The organism is Nocardia nova (assembly GCF_002933465.1).
Lineage (GTDB): Bacteria > Actinomycetota > Actinomycetes > Mycobacteriales > Mycobacteriaceae > Nocardia > Nocardia nova_B.
The window spans coordinates 99,522-108,826 of the sequence record NZ_PSZE01000021.1 but is presented as its reverse complement, the minus strand read 5'-3'; the positions used below and the strand labels follow the sequence as shown (position 1 = coordinate 108,826).

Genomic DNA, 9,305 nt, shown 5'->3' with positions numbered 1-9,305 from the left:
GGCATATTTTCATTGATCCGGATCCGGTGGCGGGGGTGTCGTTCGGGGAGCGGAGGCGGTTGTTCGGGTTGGCGCGGTCGTCGTGGGCGGATTACGACACCTCGCTGATCAGCGAGGGCGGCGGCGTATTCGATCGCTCCGCCAAGGCCATCGCGATTACGCCGCAGATCCGCGCCGCGCTCGATCTGGATCCGGGCGTGAGCACGCTGTCTCCGCCGGAAATGATCCGGGCGATCCTGCTCGCGCCGGTCGATCTGCTGTGGAACGGCGGTATCGGCACCTACATCAAGGCCAGCACCGAAACGCACGCCGATGTGGGTGACAAGTCCAACGACGCCGTCCGTGTCGACGCGGATCTGTTGCGCGTCAGAGTGATCGGCGAGGGCGGCAATCTGGGCGCCACCGCGCTCGGGCGAATCGAGTTCTGCAAACGCGGTGGCCGGATGAATACCGACGCACTCGACAATTCCGCCGGTGTGGACTGCTCCGACCACGAGGTCAACATCAAAGTTCTGCTGGGAGCGGCGATTTCCTCCGGCGAGCTGGCGGCCTCGGACCGCAATGCCCTGCTGGCCGAGATGACCGACGAGGTCTCGGCACTGGTGTTGCGCGACAACATCTCCCAGAACTTCCGGATGGGTCTGTCGCGCTCGAATGCGGCCGCCATGGTGGAGGTGCACCGGCGGTTGATCGCGGAACTGGAGACCCGGCGCGGTGTGGACCGGCAGCTCGAGGCCCTGCCCTCGGATGCCGAACTGGACCGGCGCGCCGCCGCCGGCGCCGGGCTGACCTCACCGGAGCTCGCCAATCTGCTTGCACACGTGAAGCTTTCGCTCAAGTCGGATCTGCTCAGTGGTGATCTGCTGGACAGCAGTGCGTTCGAGGCACTGCTGCCGGGTTACTTCCCGACACCGCTGCGGGAACGCTTCGGCGCCGCGATCGGCTGGCATCCGCTGCGCCGGGAGATCCTGGCCACCATGGTAGTCAACGATATGGTCGACTACGGCGGTATCACCTACGCCTTCCGGCTCGCCGAGGAGGCCGGCGCCACCACCGACGATGCGGTGCGCGCCTTCACCGCGGCCGTGGAGATCTTCGATCTGCGGGCACTGTGGGAGCGCATCCGCACCACGCCGATGCCGGCGGCGGCGCGCAACGAGCTGGAGATGGAGACCAAACGCACCCTGGATCGGGCGGCGCGCTGGCTGCTGACCAATCGGCCGCAGCCGATCGCGGTCGGCGCCGGCATCGCGCGCTACCGCGACGGGGTACGGGCGCTGGCGGCGCGGGTGCCGGCCTGGCGGCCCGGAGCGCTCGCCGACGATCTGGTCTCGCGCTCCGGCGGGCCGATCGGTCACGGCGCGCCGCGGGAACTGACAGAGGAGGTATTCCTGCTGATCCATCGGTTCCCGCTGCTGGACGTGCTCGACATCGCCGACATCTGTGAACGCGATGCCGATGAGGTGGCCGCGCTCTACTACGCACTGGACGCCCACTTCGACATCCAGCGCCTGCTGTCCGCGGTGGCCGGACTGGATCGCGGCGATCGGTGGCAGACGTTGGCGCGCTTGGCGGTTCGCGAGGACCTCTACGATTCGCTGCGCTCGCTCACCGCCGACGTGCTGACCACCACGGAACCGGTCGACACCCCCGAGGAGAAGATCGCCTACTGGGAATCGACCAACCGCTCCCGTCTCAGCCGTGCCCGCGCGGCACTCGGGGAGATCTTCACCTCCGAATCCCACGACCTGGCGACCCTGTCGGTGGCCGCACGCCAGGTCCGCAGCATGGTCGGCAGCGCCGAAACGACGGCGACGGTGCCCAGCTGACCTGCCGGTGGGTTCGGGTGCGCCGCCTGGGACCGGCACACCCGAACCCACTCCGGAACCCCGCCGCCCACCCGGTTTCACGAGTGGGCGGCGTCGGCGTACGCGAAACTGGTTGAGCACCAACATAACTCGTGCCTGCATATGAACGTATGGGACGGCGCGGTGCGGGACTCCGGATGAGGTAGGAGCAGCCGCGGCGGCTCAGGCCCCGGCAGGGGTGCCGCAGGCGCCGCAGAACCGGGCCGCGGGAAGGAGATCCGTCCCGCATTCGGTGCAGTGGCGCGGGGGAGCGGTCAATCGAGTCCCGCAGTGCATGCAGAATCGCGCGGCGCGGGGATTGTCGGTAGCGCAGGATGTGCAGGTCACCTGCTCCGAGGCGGTGGCATCGTCACTCTCGGGCCGTGACGCCGCGGACGAAGGCGAGCCGGCCCACGGCACCGTCGACTGCTGACCCATGCCGGCGATCGCGTTGAGTCCCAGTGCGGCGCCGAGGAATCCACCTTCGCCGCCGCCGTGCCCATGCGCCATTCCCTGTCCGGCGCCCAGCGCCATTTCTCCGGCGGCGTAACGTTGGAAGTCGCCGGCGAGCCGGATGTAGGTGACATCCTTGGCGAGTCGTTTGAGCCGCTCGGCGTCCTCGGGTGCCAGGGTGATGTCGAAATTACCCATGCGCGAGATCCGCATTCCGTACTCGTACAGCGTGAGATTGGTCTGGCGCACCACCGCGGACTCGATCGACTGCAGTTGCGCCGAGAGGCCGAGCACCTGCCAATCCCCCTGCGAGATGCCGTGCGACACGGTCATCTTCATCGACTTGAGCAGCAAATCCGCGCACCAGGCCTGAACTCCGGCAGGATCGGTGAGATCGGTGGTGCCGACGAGGGAGGTGATCAGTTGCGCGGGATCGCGGACGGACAGGGCGAATTCGCCGAACACCCGCAGCGTCACGATCTGCTCGCTGGCCGGGTCGACGATGTCGTCGAGACGGCCGCCGAATTTGACGCCCGCGAATTCGCGCGTGGAAACGAAATACAGCTCCGCGCGGTAGAAGTTGTTGCCGGTGACGGTGTCGACCAGGGCGCCCAGCACTGGCAGTTCGTCGGCGTCGACGCGATGGCGCCCCGGCCCCATCGTCGCGACGACCCGGCCGGACTTGACGAACAGTGCGATCTGATCGGCGTTGACGATTGTCCGGCTGTAGCGCCGGATGTTCAGATCGGGCCACTTGTAGACCAGTTGATCCTTGCGACCGTCCGGGACGGCGATGAATTCCCGCTCGAACCAGGCCATATCCTCGCCCTTCCTCGGCCGTTGTCGTTATCCAGCGTACCGATACCTATTGGTATGATCTACCGCCGACCTCGGCGGATGGCATTTCCGTTGTGTTACAACCCATCCCACCTATTGAGCGTGCCGTTGAATGACGGTACATTGCCCATAGATATGATCGCCGTCACGTGAAAGGTCCTCCCTCATGACAACTGTTCGACCTCCCTCGGAGGCGACGGCGCCCGCGGACGCGCTGCATGCCGAGGATGCGGGCTATCACAAATCGCTGCGCCCCCGGCAGCTGCAGATGATCGCCATCGGCGGTGCCATCGGCACCGGCCTGTTCCTCGGCGCCGCCGGCCGCCTGCACGACGCGGGTCCGGGCCTGTTCCTTGTCTACGCCGTCTGTGGAATTTTCGTATTCTTCATCCTGCGGGCCCTCGGCGAGCTGGTGCTGCATCGCCCCTCCTCGGGATCGTTCGTCTCCTACGCTCGCGAGTTCTACGGGGAGAAACTGGCTTTCGGCGTCGGCTGGATGTACTTCTTCCACTGGTGTATGACCGGGATCGTAGACATCACCGCGATCGCGACCTATGTCCACTATTGGGGAGGGACCCGCAGCATTCCGCAGTGGCTCATCGCGTTGATCGCGCTCGCGATCGTGGTCAGCATCAACCTGATCTCGGTGCGCTGGTTCGGCGAGCTCGAGTTCTGGGCGGCGCTGATCAAGGTGGTCGCGCTGGTGGCCTTCCTGATCGTGGGTGTGGTCATCCTCGGCGGCCGCTTCGATCTGGACGGCCAGACCACCGGCCCGAGCCTGCTCTCCGCACACGGCGGTCTGTTCCCGACCGGATTCCTGCCGCTGGTCACCGTCACCACCGGTGTCGTCTTCGCCTATGCGGCAGTCGAGCTGATCGGCACCGCCGCGGGTGAGGCTGAGAACCCGGAGAAGATCATGCCGCGCGCGATCAATTCGGTGATCGCACGGATCGCGCTGTTCTACGTCGGTTCGCTGGTCCTGCTCGGACTGCTGTTGCCCTACAGCGACTTCCACGCCGGCGAGAGCCCGTTCGTCACCTTCTTCTCCAAACTCGGGGTGAACGGCGCCGGGTCCATCATGAATCTCGTCGTGCTGACCGCCGCGTTCTCCAGCCTCAACGCGGGGCTCTACTCCACGGGCCGGATTCTGCGCTCGATGGCGATGAACGGCAGCGCGCCCAAGGTGGCCTCGCGCATGTCGAGTTCGGGTGTGCCGTACGTCGGCATCCTCGCCACCGGCTGCATCGCGCTGATCGGTGTCGGACTCAACGCGATGGTGCCGGACAAGGCGTTCGAGATCGTGCTGAACATGTCGGCGCTGGGCACGATCTTCGCGTGGACGGCGATCATCCTGTGCCAGTTGCAGTTGTGGCGCTGGTCGCGCGTCGGCAAGGCCGAGCGGCCGTCGTTCCGGCTGATCGGCGCTCCGTACACCAGCATCGCGACTCTGGTGTTCCTGGCAGCCGTGGTGGTCCTGATGGCAGCCAGCGATGACGACGTGCAGCGCTTCGCCGTGCTGGCAATGGTCTGCGTCATGCTGCCGGCACTGGTCGCGGGCTGGTTCCTGGCCCGCCGCAAGGTCCTGGCCATGGCCACCGAGCGTCTCGGCTACACCGGTCAGTTCCCGGTGCTGGCCGAACGTCCGCTACAGAGTGAGGCGGCCGAGTCGGCAGCCGAATCCGGGGAGCCGGGATCAGCGCCCGACGCCAAGAAGTAGTCGCTGCCTCCGCCCCGGTACCGCCGGGGCGGAGTTGTTCCCGGCTGTGGGAAGCTCGCGAGCGCGGGACCGCGAACGGGGAACGAGAATGAGGCCCCGGTTCATCAGCGGCCTCGGGAGGTTTCTCATGCCGGAGCGACCCGATACGCCACTTCCGCATCCGTGGGCGAATCGCCGCATCCGCCGCAGTGAGGTGCGCGGACCCGATGCGCATCCGTGGGCGACACGGCGTAACGGCGGGGCGGAACTCTCGCAACGACTGCGCGTCGCGGTGGAATCCCCGGACGAACCGCCGGCGCCGCACGTCGGCGGAATCGCTGTCGAGAAAGACGGTGCCGCACCGCGTTTCGCGCCGGAGGCGTTCTCCGTGCCGGTGACCGCGGAGGTCGAGGTCGACACGCTCGGCACCGATACCGGCTCCGGTCGCAGCGCGCGCTCGCGGCCGAGTCCGCGCCGGCTGGGCGCCGGCCTGGTGGAGATGCCGCGGGTGGTCTCGGTGGATCCGCGGGCCGCGGTACTGGACGACCCGGAAGTGCCCGAGGAGAAGCGGTTCTGCTGGAAATGCAACTCCCCGGTCGGGCGCGCGGGCGCCGCGGGCCCCGGGCAGGTGGCGGGGGACTGCGGAAAATGCGGCTCGCCGTTCAACTTCCGGCCGATTCTGCAACCGGGCGAGGTCGTCGCCGGCCAGTACGAGGTGCAGGGTTGTCTGGCACACGGCGGTCTGGGCTGGATCTACCTGGCCGTCGACCGCAATGTCAGCGATCGCTGGGTGGTGCTCAAAGGCCTGCAGAATCCGCAGGATTTCGAGGCGCACGTGGTCGCGCTCGCGGAGCGGCAGTTCCTGTCGGAGGTCGCCTATCCCGGCATCGTGAAGATCTACAACTTCGTCAAGCACCGCGGCCCGGGCCGCGATGTCGCCGACGGCTATATCGTGATGGAGTACGTCGGCGGGCAGTCGCTCAAACGCGTGCTCGATCAGCGTGCGCCGCAGCGCATTCCGGTGGCCGAGGCCATCGCGTACGTGATGGAGGTACTGCCGGCGCTGGATTACCTGCATTCGTTCGGGTTGTCCTATAACGACCTCAAACCCGACAACATCATGGTCAGCGAGGACGAGGTCAAACTCATCGACCTCGGCGCGGTGGCGGCCATGGAATCGTTCGGAAGTATCTACGGCACACCGGGTTTCCAGGCACCCGAGATCACCGAGACGGGGCCCACGATCGCCTCCGACATCTACACCGTCGGCCGCACCCTGGCGGCACTGGTGATGCAGTTGCCGCGCGACGAGCGCGGCCATCAGCTCCCGGAAATGCCGGAGCCGCAGGCGCATCCGCTGCTGGTCCGCTATCCGTCGCTGTATCGGCTGCTGCGCCGGGCCACCGACCCCGAACCGGCCCGCCGATTCCCCTCCACCTATTCGATGTATTGCCAGCTCACCGGCGTGCTCCGGATGGTACTGGCCACCGACACCGACCGGGAACATCCGCAGGCCTCGGTCGAATTCGGTTCCATGCGCGGCGATTTCGGCATCGAGACGCTGATCGGTCAGACCGACGGTATCGTCGACGGCCGCCACCGGATGCCGACTCTCGACGCGCGCGGTGTGGTGGCCGCCCTGCCGGTTCCGCTGATCGACAGCACCGATCCCAGCGCCGAGCTGATGTCGACGCTGCTGCACGGGGATCCACGGCACGCGCTGGATACGTTGCGGCGCATACGCGATCGAATCGCCTCCGGGGTGCTGGCCGACACCGGTTCCTTCGAACTCGAGGGCGCCCTCACCGCGGTGCGCGCCCATCTCGATCTGGGCGAGGTGAACCCGGCGCGGGCCCTGTTGCGGGAGCTGATGATCGACTACGACACCGACTGGCGGCTGTCCTGGTACCGCGGCATCGCCGATCTGCTGGACGGCGCCTTCGAGCACGCCTACACGCAATTCGACACCGTGCACGCCATGCTGCCCGGGGAGATCGCCCCGGCCCTCGCGCTGGCGGCCACCGCCGAACTGGTCCTGCAGCATCTCGACCTGCCGGCCGATCCGGATCGCTGGCACCGGGCCGCGGTCGACTTCTATCGGACCGTCTGGCGCACCAACCACGGGGTGGTCAGCGCCGCGTTCGGACTGGCGCGGCGACTGGCCGCCGACGGCGAGCTGCTCGACGCCGTCGCGGTTCTCGACCGGGTACCGGTGTCCTCGCGGCACTACGCGCTGGCCCACATGACCGGCGGACTGTTGCTGGTGTCGCGACCGGTGGCGGAGGTGACCGAGGAGGACCTCGCCGCGGCCGCGCAGCGGCTGGAGGCGCTGCCGGAGGAACCGCGGGCACTGCAGTTGCAGGTCGTCGTGGTGGGCGCGGCGCTGGAATGGCTGCGCGCGGGCGGGCAGCCGCGCCGGCCCGAGGCGACCCTGCTGGGCTTCGCGCTCACCGAATCCGGTTTGCAGCGGGGGCTCGAGACCTCGCTGCGCGCCCTCGCCCGCACGGCACCGGGCCGGTTGCATCGCTACCGGCTCGTTGATCTGGCCAATCAGGTACGTCCGCGCACCCGGTGGTGAACCGGCTCAGGCGACTCCGCGCACGCGCCAGAGCACGACGGCCACCGGCGCCGCGGCGATCAGCAGCAGCCACAACCAGTTTCCGGCCGCCCATGCCGCCGCCACCGCGAAGACCGTGATGGCACCGGCCAGGACGGCCAGGGAAGGCAGTGGATTGGCCGGTGCGGGCGCGGCGGGGGGATCGGGGGTGACGGCGGGCAGATCGGTGAACAGCGCCGCCAGCTCGACGCGTGTATCGGCCCGGGTGGCCAGTGCGGTGCGCTCGTCGAATTCGGGCAGGGTCAATCTGCCGGCGCCCAGTTGCTGTGACAATTCCTGCAGTGCGCGCTCTCGCTCGGCGGCGCTGGGGCGCGCGTCCGCCATATCGTCCATGCACAGCAGGATAGGTCCGCTACCCCCGCGGATCGCAATCGAACCGCCAAGGATGGGAACCGGCATGCCGCCCGCACACTTTCGATCCGCGCATGTTTCAGTGTGGTTTCCTTGATATATGACGACCCGGACCGAGTACACCATCGACGAGCTCGCGCGTGAGGCGGGGACCACCGTGCGCAGCCTGCGGGTGTACCACGAGCGCGGTGTCCTGCCGCCGCCGCAGGTCAAGGGTCGCACCGGCTTCTACAGCGCCGAACACCTCAACCGGGTGCGGACCATCAGCCGATTGCTCGACCGCGGCATCAAACTCAACGGCATCAAGGAACTGCTCAACGCCTGGGATCGCGGGGACGACCTCGGCGACATTCTGGGCGTCGCGGAGCCCGATGCCTCGTCGGGCGCCGAATCGCCGGCCGGTGCGACGATCGCCGCGACCGACCTGGCACAGCGATTGCGCGAGGTGCCCAACGGACTGGCCCGGGTCGTCGCGCTCGGCCTCTACGAGCCGGTCGACGCCAGCACCTACCGCGCCGCCGATCCGGTGCTGCTGCAGGCCGCCGACCGGCTCGCCGCCGCGGGCGTGCCGGAGCCGGAGATCATCGCCGAATTCGAGCGGCTGGCGACCGAATGCGACCGGATCGCGCGCCGCTTCACGGACCTGTTCCAGCGCACGGTGTGGACCGGATTCCAGGATTCGACCGGCACGCCGGCCGACGTGGCCGGGCTGGCCGCGGGCTCCGAGGCGATCCGGACCGTCCCGGCGCAGGCCGGCGCCGAACTGATCGGCCGGTTCGTGGCCCGGTATCTCGATCAGGACAGTGCGCTGAACGAGGCGCTCGCCGACTCCTGAGCGTTCCCCGCGAAATTCTTCACCCCCCATTCCTGGGAATACTTCGCGGTATAACGTGCCGTTGTCTAACGGTACATTAACGGTGTGGCCGATACTTCCGTCCATCAGCGTCGGGAGTGCACGATTGAACGGAGACACACCGATGACCGCAGCCACCTTTGCCCGCACCACCCGAGCCCTGCTGCTGGCCGCGACCGTCGCGGGGGCCGCGGTCGTGGGCCTGTCCGCCGGTCCGGCCGCGGCGCAGGCGCCCGGACCGTACTGTCTGTGGGCCGGCGCCGCGTTCGCGCCGGGGACACAGGTGCATGCCGGCGGCTGGGCATTCAGTTGCCGCAGTGACCTTTTCGGCGCCGCCCGGTGGAATGCCGACGGCCCGTCCCGCCGCGCCGACACCGTGGCCAATCCGGGCGCGCTCGGAAACCCGGCCGGTCGCTTCAGTCCCGGCGCACGCCAGCCGGGCACCTCGTACAACGACTACTGCGTGGGCAATCAGCTGATCGCGGGGACCGAGGATGTGTACGAGGCGGTTCCGGCCTCGGGCGGTCTCTACTGGCGAGCGGCCGGGCCGATCTCCCAGTGGCGTTTCCAAGACGAGGGCCCGGCGCCGACCTGGCGCTCGTCGAGCCTGTGCCGCGACGGCGAACTGCTCTGATCCGGCACCTCTATAGG

The 9,305-nt window shown here is 68.1% G+C and carries 7 protein-coding genes; 5 read left to right on the top strand and 2 right to left on the bottom strand.

The window, feature by feature from the left end; all coding sequences use genetic code 11:
• A partial coding sequence (locus C5E41_RS23155) for an NAD-glutamate dehydrogenase domain-containing protein (protein WP_146097651.1) occupies positions 1–1,829 on the top strand: 1,829 nt, incomplete at its 5' end.
• Between the two features lie 201 nt (positions 1,830–2,030).
• Here C5E41_RS23155 and C5E41_RS23150 read toward each other — a convergent pair.
• The gene (locus C5E41_RS23150) at positions 2,031–3,119 is read right to left on the bottom strand and encodes an SPFH domain-containing protein (RefSeq protein WP_104377859.1); all 1,089 of its coding nucleotides are present in this window, start codon (positions 3,117–3,119) and stop codon (positions 2,031–2,033) included.
• A gap of 184 nt (positions 3,120–3,303) precedes the next feature.
• Between C5E41_RS23150 and C5E41_RS23145 the strand changes: the two genes are divergently transcribed.
• The gene (locus tag C5E41_RS23145; RefSeq protein WP_104377858.1) at positions 3,304–4,854 is read left to right on the top strand and encodes an amino acid permease; all 1,551 of its coding nucleotides are present in this window, start codon (positions 3,304–3,306) and stop codon (positions 4,852–4,854) included.
• A gap of 127 nt (positions 4,855–4,981) precedes the next feature.
• The gene (locus C5E41_RS23140; RefSeq protein ID WP_104377857.1) at positions 4,982–7,411 is read left to right on the top strand and encodes a serine/threonine-protein kinase; all 2,430 of its coding nucleotides are present in this window, start codon (positions 4,982–4,984) and stop codon (positions 7,409–7,411) included.
• Positions 7,412–7,417: 6 nt separating this feature from the next.
• Here the strand turns inward: C5E41_RS23140 and C5E41_RS23135 are convergent, their stop codons facing one another.
• Entirely contained in the window at positions 7,418–7,783 is a 366-nt protein-coding gene (locus C5E41_RS23135; RefSeq protein ID WP_104377885.1) for a DUF1707 SHOCT-like domain-containing protein, read from the bottom strand.
• A 118-nt stretch (positions 7,784–7,901) separates the two neighbouring features.
• Between C5E41_RS23135 and C5E41_RS23130 the strand changes: the two genes are divergently transcribed.
• Positions 7,902–8,636 (top strand): MerR family transcriptional regulator, encoded by a 735-nt coding sequence (locus C5E41_RS23130; RefSeq protein ID WP_104377856.1) that lies wholly within the window; start codon positions 7,902–7,904, stop codon positions 8,634–8,636.
• A 142-nt stretch (positions 8,637–8,778) separates the two neighbouring features.
• Complete coding sequence (locus C5E41_RS23125) at positions 8,779–9,288, top strand: hypothetical protein (protein ID WP_104377855.1); 510 nt, start codon at positions 8,779–8,781, stop codon at positions 9,286–9,288.
• Positions 9,289–9,305 lie beyond the last annotated feature (17 nt).

What these genes read in the sequence shown, in the direction of transcription:
- C5E41_RS23135 (WP_104377885.1), bottom strand. Translation starts at nt 7,783, where the DNA reads ATGGACGATATGGCGGACGCGCGCCCCAGCGCCGCCGAGCGAGAGCGC.
- C5E41_RS23140 (WP_104377857.1), top strand. Translation starts at nt 4,982, where the DNA reads ATGCCGGAGCGACCCGATACGCCACTTCCGCATCCGTGGGCGAATCGC.
- C5E41_RS23145 (WP_104377858.1), top strand. Translation starts at nt 3,304, where the DNA reads ATGACAACTGTTCGACCTCCCTCGGAGGCGACGGCGCCCGCGGACGCG.
- C5E41_RS23125 (WP_104377855.1), top strand. Translation starts at nt 8,779, where the DNA reads ATGACCGCAGCCACCTTTGCCCGCACCACCCGAGCCCTGCTGCTGGCC.
- C5E41_RS23150 (WP_104377859.1), bottom strand. Translation starts at nt 3,119, where the DNA reads ATGGCCTGGTTCGAGCGGGAATTCATCGCCGTCCCGGACGGTCGCAAG.
- C5E41_RS23130 (WP_104377856.1), top strand. Translation starts at nt 7,902, where the DNA reads ATGACGACCCGGACCGAGTACACCATCGACGAGCTCGCGCGTGAGGCG.